This window comes from Paraburkholderia bannensis (genome assembly GCF_014200455.1).
Lineage (GTDB): Bacteria > Pseudomonadota > Gammaproteobacteria > Burkholderiales > Burkholderiaceae > Paraburkholderia > Paraburkholderia bannensis_A.
This window is the reverse complement of the sequence record NZ_JACHBW010000001.1, coordinates 187,904-204,754: the sequence shown is the minus strand read 5'-3', so window position 1 is coordinate 204,754 and position 16,851 is coordinate 187,904. Positions and strand designations below refer to the sequence as shown.

Sequence of the window (16,851 nt, the reverse complement as noted above, 5' to 3'; positions counted from 1 at the left end):
CCGGCGCACGCGCTTATTGCGAGAGCGCCTTGGCCGCTTCCACCTGCGATTCGAAATACGTCTGGAGCGACAGCGCGAGTCCCGTCATCAGCAGGAATGCGCCGATCAGCAGCGAAAAGATCACCACGAAGATCACGGTCCAGCCCGAGCCGCTCACGCGCGTGCCCGCGAAGGCGGCGTTGAACTGCGCGTCCCATTTGTCGTCCGGGCGCAGGCCATAGACGATCGCGGCCAGGAACGCGCTGAGCACCGAGATCGCGCCGATCACGGCCAGCACCCAGCCGACGATCGAAGCGCGTTCGGTGGCGAGCAGCAGCATCACGCCCGGAATGCCCAGCAGCGTCCCGGCGATGTGCGCCCAGCCCCATACGTCGCGCGGACCATACAGATAGAAGCGATGAGCGCCGAGACTGCCCAGCAAAAAAGCGAGGGCGGCGGTAAGCGTCTTGTTTCGAAAGCGTGCAGGTTTGTTCTGATTGGACATGGGCGGGCGGGGTTGTCGGGCCAGGCATGGAACGGCAAGCGGGCTGTCTCGGCCCGCGGGCCATTGTACGTGCCGTGCCCGCGCATCAGCAGGTGCCGCGCCTTATGTCCGGTAAAGCCATTGTCGTCGCCGCGCTCAGGGCTGCGTGTAGGTCACGCGATAGATCGCGCCCGCATAGTCGTCGCTGATCAGGAGCGATCCGTCGGGCAAGGGCAACACGTCGGCGGGGCGGCCCCATTGCGTATCGTCGGGATTGAGCCAGCCCTGGGCGAACACGTCCTGATGCGCATTCGCACCGTTGGCATCTGCCGTGACGCGCACAACGCGGTAGCCCACCTTGCGGCTGCGGTTCCACGACCCGTGCTCGGCGATGAAGATGCTGTTGCGGTAGGCGGCCGGGAACATCGCACCGGTATAGAAGCGCATGCCGAGCGCCGGGACGTGCGCGCCCAGCTTCGCCGCCGGCGGCGTGAAGCCGCTGCACGGATGATCCTTGCCGTATTCGGGATCGCTCACATCGCCGCCGTGACAATAGGGAAAGCCGAAATCCTCGCCCGCGTGCGCGAGGCGATTGAGCTTGTCGTCGGGGATATCGTCGCCGAGCATGTCGCGGCCGTTGTCCGTGAACCACAGTTCGTGTGTCTGCGGATGCCAGGCGAAGCCCACGGTGTTGCGCACGCCGCGCGCAATGGTTTCATAGTGCGAGCCGTCGGGGTCCATGCGGCCGATCATTGCGAAGCGCGTGCGCTGCGGATCGCTCGCGGGCAGGCAGACGTTGCAGGGCGCACCTTGCGGCACATAGAGCTTGCCGTCGGGGCCGAAGGCGATGAATTTCCAGCCGTGGTGGCGCTCGCCGGGCAATTGATCCGTAACGACGACCGGTTTGGGCGGATTGTCCAGGCGACTGTCGATGGCGTCGAGCCGCACGATCGACGAGACGGCGGAGATATAGAGCGCGCCGTCGCGCCAGGCGACGCCCACCGGCATGTTCAGGCCGCTTGCGACCACGTGACGCTTCACGAGCTTGCCGTCGCGCAGTTCGAGCGCGTAGACGCGGCCTTCCATGCTGCCCACGTAGAGAATGCCCTTGGGCGAGAGCGCCAATTCGCGCGCGGCGGGCACGTCGTCGCTGAGCACTTCAATATGGAAGCCGGGCGGCAGCTTGATGCGCTCGATGGGCGCCGCCGCCTGAGCGAGCGGTGCGCACAAAAGAAGGAGAAGCGGGATTGCCGCGCTCACATCGCGTAAACTACGCCTCCCCTCGCGCTCACGCGTCGCGGGCGATGCGTACACGCCACAGCGTCCACGATAAGGGGGCGCATCGGCGCGTCGCATGAAACGCCGTCCATGGCCGTGGTTCAAAATAGCCAGGGCGCCCGTCAGAAGCCGCTGCGCCGCCGTCATGCACGCGCTCGCCGCGCGCTTCGCAGCCGGGGTTCGATCGCCTTGCATCGTCGCCTTCCTTGCCGCTTGCATGCGGCCTTTCTGGTTGAGCTGCGCGGTTTTCAGTTAAGTGTTTGTTATGCCATTGGTTTCGGGCTATAATCGCATGTTTCAGTAGTCCCGAACCCCCGGTTTTCAAGGATTCTAGTATGGTTATCATCCGTCTGGCACGCGGCGGCTCGAAGAAGCGCCCGTTCTACAACATCGTCGCAACCGATTCGCGTAACCGTCGCGACGGCCGTTTCATCGAGCGCGTGGGCTTCTACAACCCGGTCGCTACCAAGGGTGAAACGCTGCGTATCGCTCAAGATCGCGTGACGTACTGGCAGGAAAACGGCGCGCAAATGTCGCCGGCTGTCGAGCGCCTCGTGAAGGAAGCGCAAAAGGCTGCAGCTCAACCGGCTGCCTAAGTCTTTAACGTGTTTTACCCCCGTGCGCGCAGCGTAAGCCGCGTGTGCGAATTCAAGCTGGCTGCGAGGTTTGTCCATGCCCGAGCATGACGACGCAAAAGCGGACGCCAAGGCTACGGGCGCAGTGACGCCGCAGGGCAGTGGCCGGGCGAGCAAACGCCCGGCACGTAGCGCACCGGCTTTCGGTGCGTTCGTGCGTAAAGAGCCGGTGCGTGCGCCTGTGCGTGAAAACACACAGGCGAACACTCCGGTAGGCGCGTCCACGGCGCAAGCCGATGGTCTGCGCGTCGAAACGGCACAAAGCTGGCCGGCCGATGCGGTCGAAGTCGGCGCCGTGATCGAAGCCTATGGCCTTAAAGGCGCTCTGAAGATCGCGCCGCACGCGCAAGGCGGCAAAGCCTTGCTGGCGGCCAGGCGCTGGTGGCTCCTCAAGGGCCGCGAACAGCCCGAGCGTCATTCCGCGGTACGTGCGAGCGCCAAGGTGCACGGCGATTCCATCGTCGGGCAACTGGCGGGTCTCACTGACCGCGACACCGCGCTGCTGCTGCGCGGCGCCCGCGTCTACGTGAGCCGCGCCGATTTCCCGGCGCCGGAAGCGGACGAGTATTACTGGGTGGACCTGATCGGTCTCGATGTCGCCAACGAGGCGGGCGTCGAACTGGGCAAGGTCGCCGACCTGATCGACAACGGTGCGCAGTCGGTGTTGCGCATCGAATACCCGGAAACGGGCAAGGACGGCAAACCCACCACCGGCGAGCGGTTGATCCCGTTCGTCGGCGTGTTTGTGAAGACGGTGGACCTGGCGGCGAAACGCATCGTCGTCGACTGGGAAGCCGATTACTGAACCTGCTGTGCTGATTCGCTGAACGGAGAGAGCGATGCAGTTCGATGTCGTTACGCTCTTTCCCGAGATGTTCCGGTCGATCACCGATTGGGGCATCACCAGCCGGGCAGCCAAACAGCAGCGTTACACGTTGCGTACGTGGAATCCGCGCGATTTCACCACCGACAATTACCGCACGATCGACGATCGCCCGTACGGCGGCGGCCCCGGCATGGTCATGCTGGCCAAGCCGCTGGAAGCGGCGATCGGCGCGGCCCAAGCCGCTCAGGCGGAGCAGGGCGTAGCGAAACCGCGTGTGTTGCTGATGTCGCCGCAAGGCAAGCCGCTCACGCACGAGCGCGCCGTGCAGTTCGCGCAGGAACCCGGTTTCGTGATCCTGTGCGGCCGCTACGAAGCGATCGACCAGCGTCTGGTCGACCGTTGCGTGGACGAGGAAGTCAGTCTCGGCGACTTCGTGCTGTCGGGGGGCGAGCTGCCCGCGATGGCGCTGATGGATGCCGTGGTGCGGTTGCTGCCGGGCGTGCTGAACGACGCGCTCTCGGCGGTGCAGGATAGTTTCGCGGATGGTCTGCTCGACTGCCCGCATTACACGCGGCCGGAGGAATACGACGGCGTGCGGGTGCCCGATGTGCTGCTTGGCGGCCATCATGCGGAAATCGAGCAATGGCGTCGCCGCGAAGCGCTGCGCAATACGTGGCAAAAACGGCCTGATCTGATCGCTCGGGCCCGCAAGAACAAGATGTTGAGCCGTGCCGACGAGGCATGGCTTGCTAGTCTCGCGAAGAGCGCGAACGAGGCGTAAGGCTTCGGGCGGGCAGGGCGCGGGGCGCCCAAGGCGGCGCCGCTTCATGCGTGAACGGCGCCAGTTGTGAATCCATCCTCTATCGGGGCCGTCGTTGTCTGGGATTCCAGCAACAGGTACGAACGCCGACAAGATGGCTTACGGAGTCAATCCATGAATCTGATTGCAAAACTCGAGCAGGAAGAAATCCAGCGCGTGCTGGGCGAGAAGACCATCCCCGATTTCGCCCCGGGCGATACGGTGATCGTCAACGTGAACGTTGTCGAAGGCACGCGCAAGCGCGTTCAGGCATACGAAGGCGTCGTGATCGCAAAGCGTAACCGCGGTCTGAACTCGGCGTTCATCGTTCGCAAGATCTCGTCGGGTGAAGGCGTCGAGCGTACGTTCCAGACGTACTCGCCGCTGCTGGCAAGCATCGTGGTGAAGCGCCGCGGCGACGTGCGTCGCGCGAAGCTGTACTACCTGCGCAACCTGTCGGGCAAGAAGGCTCGCATCAAGGAAAAGCTGGTGTCGAAAGACCGTGCAGCTGCTCCGGCTGCAGAGCAGGCGTAAAAGCTGTAAGAAAGAAGCACCCTTCGGGGTGCTTTTTTCTTTTTGGCCGCAAAATAATCAGGTGTGCCCGAACTCCGAGTCAGCCGTTGATCCGTCCAGTATTTGAACCCGAAAGCCTGCCGATCGAATCGACTGGCGCCGATCTGCCGAAGATCGACGCCGGCCGCCTCACGCCCGACGGGCTGCGCGCGCGTTTCAAGCAACGTCTGCCCTGGGACCCGGAGCGGCAGGAATCCCGCGTCACCGACATCCGCGATCCCCGCGAAGCCGCGGTTTTGATTCCGCTCGTGATCCGCGCCTCGGGGCTATCCGTGCTGCTCACGCAGCGCGCCGATCACCTCAGCAACCACGCCGGGCAGGTGAGCTTTCCCGGCGGCAGCCGCGAACCGTCCGATTCCACGCCCATCGCCGCAGCATTGCGCGAGGCGCACGAAGAAGTCGATCTCGATCCGTCGCGCGTGGAAGTGCTGGGCGCATTGCCCGAGTATCTGACGGGCACGGGTTTTCGCGTGACACCCGTGGTGGGCCTCGTGCACGAGCCGTTTTCGCTGGCCGCCGATTCGCTCGAAGTGGCGAGCATCTTCGAAGTGCCGCTCGACTTTCTGATGAACCCCGCGAACCATGAAATCCGCGTGTTCCGCTGGGAAGGCGGCGAGCGCCGGTTTTTCGCCATGCCGTATCCGCAGCAGGGCGGTCAGGCGGGGGCAGTCGGCACCTCGCATTTCATCTGGGGCGCGACCGCCGGGATGCTGCGCAACTTCTATCGCTTCCTGCTCGCCTGACGCACGTCCGAGGCGGTTGCCGATTCCTGCCGATTTCTTGCCGATCTGCGACGCGATCCTGCGTTGCTGCGCCGCGGCTGTTGTGTCTTTGCCGCCAGACGCTCAGGTACATCTGGCCCTGTGATATCGTTGCATCAAATTTCTGAAAGCCCCTGAAACCTTTTTTGCAACCCGACTTGCACGGCGCGTCGCATGACCTTCTTCTCCGTATTGCTGGCTCTCGTCATCGAACAGGTGCGGGCGCTTTCGCCGAATAATCCGGTGATGGCGCTGGTGCGCCTCAATGCGGAATGGGCCGCGCATGGCTTCGACGCGGGCAAGCAGAAACATGGCCTGATCGCCTGGCTGGTCGTGGTGCTGCCCTGGACGGCGGCCACGGCGCTGGTCTACTACGTTCTCTATCACATCAGCTTCGTGCTGGCGTTCTGCTGGAACGTGGTGGTGGTGTACTTCACGCTGGGGTTTCGCCAGTTCAGCCACTATTTCACCGACATCCACCTCGCGCTGAACAACGACGACGTGCCGCGCGCCCGCGAAGTCCTCACCGAATGGACCGGCATCGACGCCGTGGACATGCCCGTGAGCGAGATCGTGCGCCATACGCTGATTCACGCGGTAGTGGCCTCGCATCGGCATGTGTTCGGCGTGTTCTTCTGGTTCCTCGTGCCGATCGGCCCGGCGGGCGCGGTGCTGTATCGCATCTCCGAATACCTCGCGCGCGAGTGGGCGCGTCCCGCCGAAGACCGCACCGAGGCGTTTTCGAACTTCGCGCAGCACGTGTTCTTCGTGATCGACTGGATTCCGGCGCGCCTGACGTCGCTGGGTTTCGCCATCGTCGGCAATTTCGAGGACGCGATCTACGCGTGGCGCAATCACGCGAACCAGTGGCCCGACACCAACGAGGGCGTGTTGCTTGCCGCCGGCAGCGGCGCGCTGGGTGCGCGCCTGTCGGGACCGCTCGCAGAGCAATCGAGCGTCGATGCGCTTGCCCAGCCCGGCGACGGCGGCCCTTATACGGTCGGCGACGACTGCACGCCGCGCACGCTGCAATCGGCGGTTGGCCTCGTCTGGCGCGCCGTGATCCTGTGGATGATCCTGTTGCTGATGCTGACGATCGCCGTTTGGGTCTAAGCGATCTACATCGCTCCCATACCCGCTTCAAACAGAAAAAGCCCGCTTCAAGCGGGCTTTTTTTGCATCGGGCGGCAGCATTCAATCGTCGCGCGGATCGCGCTCGCGCCCGCATTGCCAGCAGACCGTGAACTGCGGCTCCAGTGTCTCGCCGCACTGCGCACAGCGCCACGAAGGCGTGCCGGGCCTGGGGCCTTGCGTTGCGTCGGCGATCAGCTTTCTCGCCAGCGTTTCATCGCGGTCGTCGACGAGCCAGATTTCCGGCGCACACTGTTCGGCCGGAATCTCGCCCATCGCGCCGCTCAGGTAGCGGTTGTGCAGCTCGCAGGGCACGCCCGCCGCGGCCAGGATGTTCATCCAGTGCTGGGCGATGACCACATTGGGCGCGCGCACGAGCTTGAGCATGGACTCTCGCGAAGGCGCGCGTCAGCGCACGACCTGGCTGATTTCGTGCACGAGTTGCGCGTAGAGTTCGTGACGCGCGGGCGCGATGCGGCCATCCTCGACCGCTTCGAGCACTGCGCAGCCCGGCTCGTGCAGATGATGGCAGTTGTAGAAGCGGCAGTGCGCGAGCAGCGGCCTGAATTCGGGGAAGGCGCGCTCCAGCGTGCCTTCGGTGAGGTGATAGAGGCCGAATTCCTGGAAGCCTGGGGAATCGATCAGCGCGCCGGCGCTTTTGCCATGCTCGCCTGGCAGCCTGTAGAGCCGCGTGAACGTGGTGGTATGGCGTCCGCTGTTGAGCGCGGTGGAGATCTCACGCGTGGCGGCCTCGGCGTCGGGAATCAGCAGATTCACGAGCGTCGATTTGCCCATGCCCGATTGCCCGAGCAGGATCGTCTGGTGGCCGTTCAGATGCTCGCAGAGGATCGCGTGCGCCTCTTGCGGATGCTTCTTCTCCGACACTTCCAGTACCGTATAGCCCAGCGCCCGATAGCGCTCCAGCCGCTGGCGCGCGAGCGGCAGCGCGGCCTCCAGGTCGATCTTGTTGAGCAGGATGATGGGCTTGAGATCGTTGGCTTCGGCGGCCACGAGCGCACGCCCGAGCAGATCCTCGCTGAAGTGCGGTTCGGTGGCGAGCACGATCAGCAGTTGATCCAGGTTCGCCGCGAACAGCTTCGACTTGAACTGGTCGGAGCGATAGAGCAGATTGCGCCGCTCGCCAATCGCGACGATCACGCCCTGGTCCGCCGAGGTCGATTGATAATCGACGCGGTCGCCCACGGCCACCTCGCTTTTCTTGCCGCGCGGGAAGCACTGGAGGGCCGGGCCGCCGTCGTCCGGGGCGACCAGGTAGTGACGGCCATGCGCGGCGATCACGACGCCATGCAGCGTCGCGGCGGCGTTCGAGGAGGCTGCGCCGCCGGCGGCTTGAGTCGAGCGCCGCTTCATGCGTGCGCGAGCAGTTTGTCGATCCGCTGCGAAGCCGGCGGATGCGAGTAATAGAACGCGGTGTAGAGCGGGTCGGGCGTGAGCGTCGACGCGTTGTCCTCGTACAGCTTCACCAGCGCGTTGACGAGTTGCTGCGCGTCGGTCTGCGTGGCGGCGAAGGCATCGGCTTCGAACTCATGCTTGCGCGAGCTGAGGCTGTTCAGCGGCGTAATGAAGAACAGGAACACCGGCACGGCGAGGAAGAACAACACCAGCGCCAGGCCTTCGTTGCCGCCGAGCAGCGACGGACGCACGCCCAGGCCCTCGTAGAACCACACGCGCTGCGTGAGCCAGCCCAGCAGGCCGAGCAGCACGAGGCTGATCAGGAACGTCACGACCATGCGCTTGATGACGTGGCGGCGCTTGAAGTGGCCGAGCTCGTGCGCGAGCACGGCTTCGATTTCGCTGCCCGAGAGGCGCGCGAGCAGCGTGTCGAAGAATACGATGCGCTTGGCTGCGCCAAAGCCCGTGAAATAGGCGTTGCCGTGCGCCGAGCGGCGGCTGCCGTCCATCACGAAGAGGCCCTTGGCCGCGAAACCGCAACGCTGCATCAGCGCTTCGATGCGCGAGCGCAGCGCTTCGTCCTTGAGCGGTTCGAACTTGTTGAAGAGCGGCGCGATAAAGGTGGGGTAGAGCACCAGCACGAGCATCTGGAAGCCGACCCAGACCACCCACGTCCACAGCCACCACAGGCCGCCCGCCTGCTTCATGAGCCACAGCACCACGAACAGCAGCGGAATGCCGAACGCCGCGCCGATCACGAGCCCCTTGATGCGGTCCATGAAGAAGATGCGTTTCGTCATGCGGTTAAAGCCAAAGCGCTCCTCGACCACGAACTGGCGGTAGTAATCGAGCGGCAATTCGATCATGCCGCTGACCGCGAGCACCGCGCCGATCAGTGCGATCTGGCCGACGTAGCCGCGCCCGAGCAGATCGGAGACGCCCAGATCGAGCGCCTGCACGCCGCCGAGCAGCGTCAGCGCGATCAGCACGACCGCCGACAGCACGATTTCGACCATGCCCAGACGCGTGCGTGCGACGGTGTAATCGGCGGCGCGCTGGTGCGCCGTGAGCGGGATGGTGGCCGCGAACTGGGCCGGCACCGCATCGCGGTGGGCCGCGACGAAGCGGGTCTGGCGCGAGGCCAGCCAGAGTTTGGTCGCGACCATCGCCAGCACGGCGATCATGAACAGCGCGCTGAAACTCAGCGCTGGGGACAGCGAGGGTGACAAAGTGGGCATCCGGGGAGTCCGTGGTATCTATGCGACAATTATATGTTCTTGGCGGCCCGTACATTGCATCCTGCAGTGGCGACGCGATGGCGCCGTCGACCGCATGCGGCGCGCGCCGCTTTCCTACCGTTTCAGGCGATATTCATGACAGACATCACTTCTGCCGACCCGGCGGGCCAGGCGACTCCGGCTATGGAGCGCACCGACATGAACCTGATCTGGCTCGACATGGAAATGACGGGTCTCGACCCCGATAACGATCGCATCATCGAAATCGCCGTGGTGGTGACGAACTCCACGCTCGACAAGATCGTGGAAGGGCCGGTGCTGGCGATTCACCAGACGCAAGCCGTGCTCGACCGCATGGACGAGTGGAACCGCAACACGCATGGCCGTTCGGGCCTGACCGAGCGCGTGCGCGCCTCGACCGTCACCGAGGAAAGCGCCACCGAGCAGATCCTGGCCTTCCTCTCCCAGTACGTGCCGCCGGGCAAGTCGCCGATGTGCGGCAACTCGATCTGCCAGGATCGCCGCTTCATGGCGCGCTGGATGCCCACGCTTGAGCGATTCTTCCACTACCGCAATCTGGACGTGAGCACGCTCAAGGAACTGTGCCGCCGCTGGCAGCCCGCGATCTACAAGGGTTTCCAGAAGCGCGCGTTGCACACGGCGCTGGCCGACATCCACGAGTCGATCGACGAACTCAAGTACTACCGCGAACATTTCCTGATTCCGTCGGCGCCGGCCGCCGGTGCGACGCAAGCGGCCGCGGGCGGCGACGCGAAGTAAGCCGCTCAGGCTGACCATGAGAAACGGCGCCCGCGGGCGCCGTTTTGCTTTCTTCGCACGGCCTGCGGGGTTCAGGCGCGCGGCGCGCGGATCGCGCTTTTCGGCCGGAACGCGGCCACGATGGCCGGATCGGTTTCGATATACGGACCGCCGATCAGGTCGATGCAGTAGGGCACCGCAGCGAAAATACCGGGCACCTTCGATTTGCCGTTCTCGTCGCGCAGGCCTTCCAGCGTTTCCTTGATCGACTTGGGCTGGCCGGGCAGGTTGATGATGAGCGCCGCGTGATCTGCGGTTTCGCGGATCACGGCCACCTGGCGCGAGAGAATCGCCGTGGGTACGAAATTCAGGCTGATCTGGCGCATCTGCTCGCCGAAACCGGGCATTTCCTTCGTCGCCACCGCGAGCGTCGCCTCGGGCGTCACATCGCGGCGCGCGGGGCCGGTGCCGCCCGTGGTCAGCACGAGGTCGCAGCCCAGACCGTCGACCAGCGCCGTGAGCGTGGCCGAAATCGTGGCGGCGTCGTCGTGGATCAGGCGCGTTTCGGCGCGCCACGGCGACTTGAGCGTGGCGCCAAGCCATTCCATCAGTGACGGAATCCCTTTGTCCTCGTAGACGCCCGCGGTCGCGCGGTCGCTGACCGACACCAGGCCGATCACGAGTTCATCAGGGTGGCTACGTTCAGGCTTCGTCATCTTCGCGGTCCTCGCCGCTGTCGTGATCGGCGTCTTCGGCGTCGTCGTCGCCCTGTTTGCTCACGTCCTTGATCCACTGGAACAGCTCGCGGAAGTACTTCGGCGGCTTGGCCTGCTGCTGCTCGCGGCGGGCGTTGCGGATCAGCGTGCGGCCTTCCTGCGGATCGGCAGCCGGATAGTCGCGGATGAAGGCGGTGAGCGCCTCGTCGTCCGCGAGCAGCTTCTCGCGGGTGCGCTCGATCCAGTGCAGGCGCGCGGTGGCGGCCTTGTTGACGCCGCGGTGCTCTTCCATCGCCTGGCGCAGCGCCGCGACTTCGGTTTCGGTCAGACCGCGCATCATGCGGCCGACATACTGGAGCTGGCGGCGACGGCCTTCGTGATCGGAAATGCGGCGGGCTTCGTGGACGGCGTCTGACAGGTCTTCCGTCATCGGCATGCGCTTGAGGGCGTCCTTGGGCAGCTCGACGAGCGCCACGCCCAACTGCTGCAGGGCTTCCATCTCGCGCTTGAGCTGCGATTTGCTCGGGCGATCGTAACCGTTGTCGTCGACTTCGACGACAGCGTCGTTCATGGGTTGAATGCGGGTTTTGCGTTTCATGACGCATATTGTAGCGTGCGCGCGCGAGCCGATCGGACTCGAGGGCTGCGGCGCATGCCAGCGCGACGCGCTCGAAGCCAGCTTCGAGGCCCCGTTCGAAGCCGCACGGCTTGCCGCATTGCCGCACGTTGCGCCTCGGTGCGCGCGCGCAGTCCTTGCTATGATCGCGAAACGCGTCTGACGCAAAGGCGCAACATGCGCGCCGTATGAACCCGCGCGCGACGCATCACGTGACATCTCCGACTTACGACAAGCGGGCCGCACCGGCCCAAAACCGGACCGTAACGACAATGGCAGCAGACATCGAAGCCCGGCAGCGTTTTTTTCCGCACACCCAGGACGAACTGAAGGAGATCGCCTCGGACATCCTTCGCCACGCGAGGGCGCTCGGCGCAAGCGACGCCGCGACCGAGCTCTCCGAAGGCGACGGTCTTTCGGTGTCCGTGCGGCGCGGTGAAGTCGAAACCATCGAGCACAACCGCGACAAGATGGTCGGCGTGACCGTCTACATCGGCAACAAGCGCGGCAACGCGAGCACCTCGGACTTTTCCGCGCAGGCGCTCAAGGACACCGTGGCGGCCGCGTACAACATCGCGCGCTTCACCGCCGACGACGACTGCGCCGGCCTCGCCGAACGCGAGCTACTGGAAACCGCGCCGCGCGACCTCGATCTCTACCATCCGTGGAGCGTCACCGCCGACGAAGCCGTCGAAATCGCCCGCCGCGCCGAAGACGCGGCGTTCGCCACCGACCGCCGCGTGACCAATTCCGAAGGCGCGAGCGTGTCCGCGCAACACTCGCAGTTCGTGCTGGCGACCTCCAGCGGCTTCATGCATGGCTATCCGTACTCGCGTCACTACATCGCCTGCGCGCCCATCGCGGGCAGCGGCCGCAGCATGCAGCGCGACGACTGGTACACCTCGCGCCGCAGCGCCAGCGAGCTGGCTTCGCCCGAAAGCGTGGGTCGTTACGCCGCCGAACGCGCGCTGTCGCGCCTCAACGCGCGCGGACTCGATACGCGCAAGGTGCCGGTGCTGTTCGAAGCGCCGCTGGCGGCGGGGCTGCTGGGCGCGTTCGTGCAGGCCACCAGCGGCGGCGCGCTGTATCGCAAAACTTCGTTCCTCGTCGATTCGCTGGGCAAGCCGGTATTCGCGCCGCATATCCAGATCGTCGAGGATCCGCATGTGCCGCGCGCGGCCGGCAGCGCGCCGTTCGACGAAGAAGGCGTGCGCACGCAGCGTCGCGAAGTGGTCAAGGACGGCGTGGTGCAGGGCTATTTCCTGTCGTCGTATTCGGCGCGCAAGCTCGGCATGCAGACCACCGGCAACGCGGGCGGCTCGCACAACCTGCGTCTCGAAAGCTCGCTCACGCAGCCCGAAGACGATTTCGAAGCCATGCTGAAAAAGCTCGGCACGGGTCTGCTGCTGACCGAACTGATGGGGCAGGGCGTGAACTTCGTGACGGGCGATTATTCGCGCGGCGCCTCGGGTTTCTGGGTCGAAAACGGCAAGATCCAGTATCCGGTCGAGGAAATCACGGTGGCGTCCACGCTCCAGGAGATGTTCCACCACATCGTCGCGGTGGGCGCGGATACGCTCGCACGCGGCACGCGTCAGACCGGCTCGGTGCTGATCGAGCGCATGACGGTGGCGGGGCAGTAAAACCGTCGCCGGGGCGTTTCAGGCGCCCGGCAAATGCGAAAACGGCACGCTTTGGCGTGCCGTTTTCTGTTGGGGCTGACGAAACGTTCAATCCCGCCGCTCGTAAGTCACAAACGCGAAATCGAAGTCGTTGGGCGCATTCGCGTGCAGCGACTCGCGTGCCGTTTCGCGCCAGATGGCGGCATCCGGAGCGGGGAAGTGCGCGTCTCCGTCAAAATCCGCGGCGATTTCCGTGACGATCAGTTTCTGCGCGAGCGCGATGCCTTCGGCATAAAGCTGCGCGCCGCCAATCAGGAACGCCTCGGGGGCCTGGTCCTGGCCCGCGAGCGCGAGCGCCGCTTGCAGGCTCGTCGCGGTATCGCAGCCGGGAAAACGCTTGCCGGCGTCACGCGTGACGACGATATTTCGCCGTCCGGGCAGCGCACGGCCGATCGATTCGTGGGTTTTACGGCCCATCACGATGGGCGCGCCCATGGTGGTGCGCTTGAAGAATGCGAGGTCTTCGGGCAGCCGCCAGGGCAGCTCGTTGTCGCGGCCGATCACGCCGTTCTGGGCGCGAGCGACGATCAGGGTGAGCGTCGTCATCGAAGGGGGCGGAGAGAGTCGAATTGCGATGGAATTGAAAGGTCGATCCCGTCGATTCTACCCGAGCGCGCGTGTCTACCCGCACCGCGAACCGGCACCTCTACTTCGTGCCGCTGCGGTGGAGCGCCGAAGAACATCGAACCGCAGCGGCGCAGCGGGCCTCATTCGGCAGGTTCGGCCGGCTGCGTGGCGCGTTCGGCCGCCGCTTCGCCGTGGCTTTGGGCCTGGTTCTCCGCTTCGCCGCCGAAAATCGACTTCTCGTCGCGCAGACCATGCGTGCCCATCAGCCGATACAGCGTCACCCGCGAGATCCCCAGGTCCGCCGCCGCCTCGGTCAGGCGATGGCGGTGGCGCAGCAGGGCCGCCTCGATCGCGCGCTTCTCGGCGCACTCGCGCGCCTGCGCGAGCGTGACCGTCTGCTGCTCGGTGAACTGGCCGAGGTCGAGGTCGTCGGCCGAGATCAGCTTGCTTTCGGCCATCACGATCGCACGGCGCACGCGGTTGATCATTTCGCGTACGTTGCCGGGCCAGTTGTAGTTGTACATGGCCTCGATGGCGTCGGGCGTGAAGCCGCGAATCTTGCGCGCGCTGTCCATCTTGAACTTGTGCAGCACGTGATGCGCGAGGATCTCGATGTCCTTGCCGCGCGCGCGCAGCGGCGGTTCGTCCACGCGCAGCACGCACAGGCGATGGAACAGGTCGGCGCGGAAGCGTCCGTCGCGCATGGCCGATTCGAGATCGACGTGCGTGGCCGAAATGATGCGCACGTCCACGGGGATCTGCTCGTGGCCGCCCAGCCGCTCGATCTTGCCTTCCTGCAGGAAGCGCAGCAGGCTCGCCTGGCTTTCCATCGGCAGGTCGCCGATTTCGTCGAGAAACAGCGTGCCGCCGTTGGCCGCTTCCACCCGGCCGATCTTGCGCTGGTTCGCGCCCGTGAATGCGCCGCGCTCGTAGCCAAACAGTTCGGATTGCAGAAGATGATGCGGGATCGCGCCGCAGTTGATCGGCACGAAAGGCGCTTTACGGCGCGGCGAGCGTTCGTGGATCGCCAGTGCGGTCAGCTCCTTGCCGGTGCCCGATTCGCCTGAGATAAACACGCTGGCATCCGTGTTCGCCACCTTGCGGATGGTGCGAAAGAGTTGCTGCATCGCTTCGCAGGTGCCCACCATCTCGTCTTCGTCCTGGCTCGTCGCCGAGGCGGGGGCTTCGTCGAGATCGTATAACGTGACCATGCCGAAGGCGTGGCCGACCAGATAGTCGAGCGTCGCCGGCGCGACCGGCAGATGCACGTAGTCGAAGCAGTAGTGGCGGATCAGGCGGCGCACTTCCGGGTCGGTCAGGCGCTGTGGGTCGGTGAGCGCGATCCAGCCCACCTGTTGCAGACGCAGCACGGCTTCGAGCCCGGCCAGATCGCGCGGCGCGAAGCCGGTCAGATCGACGATGCCCGCGCAGGTCGGCTCCTGCTTCACGAGACGCGTCGCTTCGTGCGCGGACTTGGCCGTGGCGACTTCCCAGCCGCGGCTTTTCAGATACGCGCCAAGCTGGCTGTCAGGCGTGCGGGCAACGTAGAGCAGCATGCGGTCGATGTCTGCAATCGGCCTGCCGTCGCCGGCTTTGGTGGATTTCGCCCCAACCGGAACGTGGGCCACATTCGCGACGCTGGAGGCGTCGGAATTGCGCACCGAAGAAGGACCCGTCGTATCCGCCGACCCTTCGATCGTCGCATCCGCCTGCAAGGCGGCGTGCGGCGACTGTCCCACCGCGGCGAGCCGCTGGCCCGCCCCGGCGAACGACGTCACGTTGGCGCTCAGATGTGAGGATTCGCGCACGATCGACCTCGTATTCATCAGAAGGTGTAGGGGAAGCGCACGCCGACCACGAAGTTCGGCGCATCGGGCGTAAGGCCGACCGATACCGCGCCGTTGATCGTCAGGTGCTTGTTGACCACGTGATTGAGCCCGAAGTTGAGCACCGAGGCGGTCGTCTCGCTGCCCGGCACGCCGGTCCAGCTGCCGCCGGGCGCCTTGGTCTTCGATTGCGGCTCGATGGCCATGGTGTACGAGATGCTGGCGGAATCCTTTTCGGAGAAGGCGAGCGCGACGCCGCCGCCAAACTGGATGATGTCGCCAAGCTTGACATCGGCGGGTTCCGTCTGCCCGATGACCGACGAGATGTCGGAGAACGAGCGCGAGATGTTGTAGGTGTACGAGAAGCTGCCGAACAGCACCACCGGGTCATAGGTCTTCAGTACCGACAGACCGGCCGTGATGTTCCAGAAGCCCGTGCCGGTAGGCAGCTTGGTCGGAGCGACGAGGTTGGTGTTTTCCTGCGAAATCTGCTGCACCTTGATGCCGAACGGCGAGGTGCCGGTCGGCGTTTTCACGCGCAGACTGCCGACCACGTCGGGCAGGTTGTTGGTTTCCTTCAGGAACTGGTAGTACATCCCGAAGTTCACGTCGCCGATGGCGTTCGAATTCACCGACGAATCGGACAACGAACTGGCCGAGCCGCCCGCACCGCCCACGATAAAGCTGCTGTGGCGATAGATGTAGGGCACGTCGACGTCGATGCTCATGCGGTCGGTCAGCCCGTACCGCGTATCCAGATCGGCCATGATCTGGTGCGACTTGGTTTGCCCCAGATTGATGTTGCCGAGGAAAATCGCATCGAGCGCGAGGAAGCCCGACAGTTGAAGCTGGCGGCGATCGTAGTAGGTGTCGCTGATACCCCAGTCGAGCGTGAGCTTGTGGTCGAACAGCGGAGCATGTTCGCGCTGCACCACGGCCTGTTCGGCCTGGGTGCGCTCGGGTTCCGCGTTCTTCTGCGTTTCGCCCACGGTCGGCGCGTTCGGGTTGTTTGGATTGACGCCGACGGGCGCGCCCTGCTGCGGGCCGCTCGATGCCGACGTGCCCGTCGCGCTGCCGCTCGGACCCGCATCGGGCGAGGGCGGATTCACCGGCACGCCCGTGGCGGTGCCCGTGAGCGAACCCGGCGCCGTCGCACCCGGCAAGGCCTGCGCGAGCGGCGGCAGCGGTACGGGCAAGCCGTCCGCGCCAGGCTGCTCGGCGACGCTCGTGCCGGAGGCAGCGTCGGGCGCACCGGCGCCCGGCATGCCGCGGCCGCGCTGCGACATCTCCAGGTTGGTGACCTGGCGTTCGAGCGACTGGATCTGGCGTTGCTGCTCGTCGACCACACGCATGAGCGTGTTGAGCCGTTCTTCCAGCGATTGCCCTTGCAGTGCCTGCGCGTTGGCGTTGTGCGCAAGCGAGAAAAGCAGGACTGCCGTCGGAATGGCAGCCAGCCGCAGTTGCGGCACTGCCGTCTTGAATATCGTGTTCATTTTTTCTTCCCCCGGATCGAAATCGCACGCCTCACCGAGCCCCCTGGCCCCGTACCCGCGCACGTCGATGCACCT

General features: G+C 65.1%; 18 protein-coding genes. 8 read left to right on the top strand and 10 right to left on the bottom strand.

Annotated features, from left to right (window positions below; all coding sequences use genetic code 11):
• Window positions 1-13: 13 nt before the first annotated feature.
• Window positions 14-484, bottom strand: a complete 471-nt coding sequence (locus F4827_RS00950) for an NINE protein (RefSeq protein WP_183720817.1) — start codon at window positions 482-484, stop codon at window positions 14-16.
• A gap of 135 nt (window positions 485-619) precedes the next feature.
• Complete coding sequence (locus tag F4827_RS00945; protein ID WP_183720820.1) at window positions 620-1,819, bottom strand: PQQ-dependent sugar dehydrogenase; 1,200 nt, start codon at window positions 1,817-1,819, stop codon at window positions 620-622.
• Between the two features lie 257 nt (window positions 1,820-2,076).
• Between F4827_RS00945 and rpsP the strand changes: the two genes are divergently transcribed.
• The 6 genes from rpsP to F4827_RS00910 all read left to right on the top strand — a co-directional run bounded on the left by rpsP (window position 2,077) and on the right by F4827_RS00910 (window position 6,448).
• Window positions 2,077-2,337, top strand: a complete 261-nt coding sequence (rpsP, locus tag F4827_RS00935; protein WP_027817363.1) for a 30S ribosomal protein S16 — start codon at window positions 2,077-2,079, stop codon at window positions 2,335-2,337.
• Window positions 2,338-2,413: 76 nt separating this feature from the next.
• A complete protein-coding gene (rimM, locus tag F4827_RS00930) occupies window positions 2,414-3,181 on the top strand; it encodes a ribosome maturation factor RimM (RefSeq protein WP_183720823.1) in 768 nt (255 codons plus the stop codon).
• 34 nt (window positions 3,182-3,215) lie between these two features.
• Window positions 3,216-3,983, top strand: coding sequence for a tRNA (guanosine(37)-N1)-methyltransferase TrmD (gene trmD, locus F4827_RS00925; RefSeq protein WP_183720826.1), 768 nt, complete (start codon window positions 3,216-3,218; stop codon window positions 3,981-3,983).
• Window positions 3,984-4,136: 153 nt separating this feature from the next.
• Window positions 4,137-4,535: a 50S ribosomal protein L19 gene (gene rplS / locus F4827_RS00920; RefSeq protein ID WP_027817360.1), complete on the top strand. Its 399-nt coding sequence runs from the start codon at window positions 4,137-4,139 to the stop codon at window positions 4,533-4,535.
• Window positions 4,536-4,621: 86 nt separating this feature from the next.
• On the top strand, window positions 4,622-5,317 hold the full coding sequence (locus F4827_RS00915) for a CoA pyrophosphatase (RefSeq protein ID WP_183720829.1): 696 nt from the start codon (window positions 4,622-4,624) through the stop codon (window positions 5,315-5,317).
• A 192-nt stretch (window positions 5,318-5,509) separates the two neighbouring features.
• Complete coding sequence (locus F4827_RS00910; RefSeq protein ID WP_183720833.1) at window positions 5,510-6,448, top strand: CobD/CbiB family protein; 939 nt, start codon at window positions 5,510-5,512, stop codon at window positions 6,446-6,448.
• An 81-nt stretch (window positions 6,449-6,529) separates the two neighbouring features.
• Here F4827_RS00910 and F4827_RS00905 read toward each other — a convergent pair whose 3' ends face one another.
• From F4827_RS00905 to F4827_RS00895, 3 genes are read right to left on the bottom strand one after another with little or no spacing between them, the layout of a single operon-like run.
• On the bottom strand, window positions 6,530-6,853 hold the full coding sequence (locus F4827_RS00905) for a DUF2007 domain-containing protein (protein ID WP_183720836.1): 324 nt from the start codon (window positions 6,851-6,853) through the stop codon (window positions 6,530-6,532).
• A 21-nt stretch (window positions 6,854-6,874) separates the two neighbouring features.
• On the bottom strand, window positions 6,875-7,837 hold the full coding sequence (rsgA, locus tag F4827_RS00900) for a ribosome small subunit-dependent GTPase A (protein WP_183720839.1): 963 nt from the start codon (window positions 7,835-7,837) through the stop codon (window positions 6,875-6,877).
• On the bottom strand, window positions 7,834-9,117 hold the full coding sequence (locus tag F4827_RS00895; RefSeq protein WP_183720842.1) for a M48 family metallopeptidase: 1,284 nt from the start codon (window positions 9,115-9,117) through the stop codon (window positions 7,834-7,836). The genes rsgA and F4827_RS00895 overlap by 4 nt, the downstream gene beginning before the upstream one ends.
• A gap of 135 nt (window positions 9,118-9,252) precedes the next feature.
• On the opposite strand from F4827_RS00895, the gene orn reads away from it, so the two are divergent.
• Window positions 9,253-9,897 carry an oligoribonuclease gene (orn, locus tag F4827_RS00890; RefSeq protein ID WP_183720845.1) on the top strand — a complete coding sequence of 215 codons (645 nt, stop codon included), beginning with the start codon at window positions 9,253-9,255 and terminating at the stop codon, window positions 9,895-9,897.
• A 71-nt stretch (window positions 9,898-9,968) separates the two neighbouring features.
• Here orn and mog read toward each other — a convergent pair whose 3' ends face one another.
• Window positions 9,969-10,592: a molybdopterin adenylyltransferase gene (gene mog, locus F4827_RS00885; protein WP_183720847.1), complete on the bottom strand. Its 624-nt coding sequence runs from the start codon at window positions 10,590-10,592 to the stop codon at window positions 9,969-9,971.
• Window positions 10,579-11,190: a ribosome biogenesis factor YjgA gene (gene yjgA, locus F4827_RS00880; RefSeq protein ID WP_221303541.1), complete on the bottom strand. Its 612-nt coding sequence runs from the start codon at window positions 11,188-11,190 to the stop codon at window positions 10,579-10,581. The genes mog and yjgA overlap by 14 nt, the downstream gene beginning before the upstream one ends.
• A gap of 290 nt (window positions 11,191-11,480) precedes the next feature.
• On the opposite strand from yjgA, the gene pmbA reads away from it, so the two are divergent.
• Window positions 11,481-12,851, top strand: coding sequence for a metalloprotease PmbA (gene pmbA / locus F4827_RS00875; protein ID WP_183720850.1), 1,371 nt, complete (start codon window positions 11,481-11,483; stop codon window positions 12,849-12,851).
• 87 nt (window positions 12,852-12,938) lie between these two features.
• Here pmbA and F4827_RS00870 read toward each other — a convergent pair whose 3' ends face one another.
• The 3 genes from F4827_RS00870 to F4827_RS00860 form a co-directional block, all read right to left on the bottom strand.
• Window positions 12,939-13,436 (bottom strand): dihydrofolate reductase, encoded by a 498-nt coding sequence (locus tag F4827_RS00870; protein ID WP_183720853.1) that lies wholly within the window; start codon window positions 13,434-13,436, stop codon window positions 12,939-12,941.
• 161 nt (window positions 13,437-13,597) lie between these two features.
• Window positions 13,598-15,265 carry a sigma 54-interacting transcriptional regulator gene (locus F4827_RS00865; RefSeq protein WP_409258746.1) on the bottom strand — a complete coding sequence of 556 codons (1,668 nt, stop codon included), beginning with the start codon at window positions 15,263-15,265 and terminating at the stop codon, window positions 13,598-13,600.
• Window positions 15,266-15,282: 17 nt separating this feature from the next.
• A complete protein-coding gene (locus tag F4827_RS00860; RefSeq protein WP_183720856.1) occupies window positions 15,283-16,776 on the bottom strand; it encodes a hypothetical protein in 1,494 nt (497 codons plus the stop codon).
• Between the last annotated feature and the right edge of the window lie 75 nt (window positions 16,777-16,851).

Excerpts from the sequence above, each read along its gene's own strand:
- rsgA (WP_183720839.1), bottom strand. The coding sequence starts at position 7,837 with ATGAAGCGGCGCTCGACTCAAGCCGCCGGCGGCGCAGCCTCCTCGAAC.
- mog (WP_183720847.1), bottom strand. The coding sequence starts at position 10,592 with ATGACGAAGCCTGAACGTAGCCACCCTGATGAACTCGTGATCGGCCTG.
- yjgA (WP_221303541.1), bottom strand. The coding sequence starts at position 11,190 with ATGAAACGCAAAACCCGCATTCAACCCATGAACGACGCTGTCGTCGAA.
- pmbA (WP_183720850.1), top strand. The coding sequence starts at position 11,481 with ATGGCAGCAGACATCGAAGCCCGGCAGCGTTTTTTTCCGCACACCCAG.
- F4827_RS00870 (WP_183720853.1), bottom strand. The coding sequence starts at position 13,436 with ATGACGACGCTCACCCTGATCGTCGCTCGCGCCCAGAACGGCGTGATC.
- F4827_RS00945 (WP_183720820.1), bottom strand. The coding sequence starts at position 1,819 with ATGCGACGCGCCGATGCGCCCCCTTATCGTGGACGCTGTGGCGTGTAC.
- rimM (WP_183720823.1), top strand. The coding sequence starts at position 2,414 with ATGCCCGAGCATGACGACGCAAAAGCGGACGCCAAGGCTACGGGCGCA.
- rpsP (WP_027817363.1), top strand. The coding sequence starts at position 2,077 with ATGGTTATCATCCGTCTGGCACGCGGCGGCTCGAAGAAGCGCCCGTTC.
- F4827_RS00860 (WP_183720856.1), bottom strand. The coding sequence starts at position 16,776 with ATGAACACGATATTCAAGACGGCAGTGCCGCAACTGCGGCTGGCTGCC.
- trmD (WP_183720826.1), top strand. The coding sequence starts at position 3,216 with ATGCAGTTCGATGTCGTTACGCTCTTTCCCGAGATGTTCCGGTCGATC.
- orn (WP_183720845.1), top strand. The coding sequence starts at position 9,253 with ATGACAGACATCACTTCTGCCGACCCGGCGGGCCAGGCGACTCCGGCT.
- rplS (WP_027817360.1), top strand. The coding sequence starts at position 4,137 with ATGAATCTGATTGCAAAACTCGAGCAGGAAGAAATCCAGCGCGTGCTG.
- F4827_RS00950 (WP_183720817.1), bottom strand. The coding sequence starts at position 484 with ATGTCCAATCAGAACAAACCTGCACGCTTTCGAAACAAGACGCTTACC.
- F4827_RS00895 (WP_183720842.1), bottom strand. The coding sequence starts at position 9,117 with ATGCCCACTTTGTCACCCTCGCTGTCCCCAGCGCTGAGTTTCAGCGCG.
- F4827_RS00910 (WP_183720833.1), top strand. The coding sequence starts at position 5,510 with ATGACCTTCTTCTCCGTATTGCTGGCTCTCGTCATCGAACAGGTGCGG.
- F4827_RS00905 (WP_183720836.1), bottom strand. The coding sequence starts at position 6,853 with ATGCTCAAGCTCGTGCGCGCGCCCAATGTGGTCATCGCCCAGCACTGG.